Origin of the sequence: Paenibacillus radicis (ex Xue et al. 2023), from assembly GCF_024722015.1 — a bacterium.
Lineage (GTDB): Bacteria > Bacillota > Bacilli > Paenibacillales > NBRC-103111 > Paenibacillus_S.
On sequence record NZ_JANQBD010000076.1, the window covers coordinates 1 to 1,189 of the forward strand.

Annotated in this window: 1 protein-coding gene; it reads left to right on the forward strand. The window is 46.2% G+C overall.

The window, feature by feature from the left end; all coding sequences use genetic code 11:
• A partial coding sequence (locus NV381_RS38115; protein ID WP_258218460.1) for a transposase occupies window positions 1-877 on the forward strand: 877 nt, incomplete at its 5' end.
• Between the last annotated feature and the right edge of the window lie 312 nt (window positions 878-1,189).

Genomic DNA, 1,189 nt, shown 5'->3' on the forward strand with positions numbered 1-1,189 from the left:
TCGCTCAGAGATCCGCAAACGTTCTACACTGCGAATCGAGATACGTACTCTCATGGATATGATCTGGCGCGAATTTCAATGCTATGCTAAGCATCAGGATGGGCGAGCTCACAAAGTGAAGGTTTTCAGCAACTTTTGGGGCAAAACTTCTCTCTTTTTCATGGAGCATTTTCCACATCCTTCAGCCGTTCGAAATCTTGGTGAACTAGGACTTCGAAAGCTATCTATTCAGCACAATTTGAAGTTGAGGACATCCACCATTCACAAGTTGTTATATGTTGCCGAGCAATCTCTGGCGCCTGACGAACAGAAATTGAAACCCGAGCTTCTGCTGTTGCGAATGAAGCTCCAAGACCTTCGTGCGTTTGACTCGAAAGTAGATACCCTCGATCATGAGATCGAAAGTCTGCTGCTCCAAACCGATGGACGACTTCTACTCACGGTGCCAGGAGTTGGTGTGTCAACAGCAGCAGAGCTCTACGCAGAAATTGGGGATGTCACCCACTATACCCATGCCGGACAATTGGTCAAGAAGGCTGGGACAAATCCTATTGTGAAGCAAACAGGAGGAGGCGCCGGCTCTTACGGCAAGATCTCCAAGCAGGGCAACCATCACTTACGTTATGTGACCTACTTGGTCGGTCGAAATCTATGTCTGCATAACCACGATCTCAAACCGTTTTATGAACGGCTCAAGAGCCGTGGCAAGCACCAGCGCTCTATTTTTGTCGCTATGGGCAACAAGATGCTCAAGATCGCTTTTGCCATGCTAAGAGATCGTCTACCTTTCACATCGTCTAAGCCAGCTCATTATGTTGCGGTCGAGGTAAACAAGAAGCTCCGTTTCAATTGCTTCCTTCCTCTCCGAGCGGTTTAGCTTAAGCACAAACGGCTTAACCGGCATATCTGGGACTGAGAGAAGATCCGATCAAATTCTAGAGGCCAGACCTCGTAATTTAGCCTTATCCACCTCGTCCTGTTAATGCGAATTGTACGTTAGACCCATGATCTGCACTCAGCCAGATTGCATAACAGGATTGAAAAACGGGGCTATTCCCTTTCAAGTTCGAGATATGACGGTTAAGTCCACTGCTCTTCGTCAGTTGCTAACTAATTTTTAAAAATTTTTATGGTTAGGTGTGTTTGAGTTACTCAAAAGTCAGTTTAAAGCTTATTGACATAGTACGCT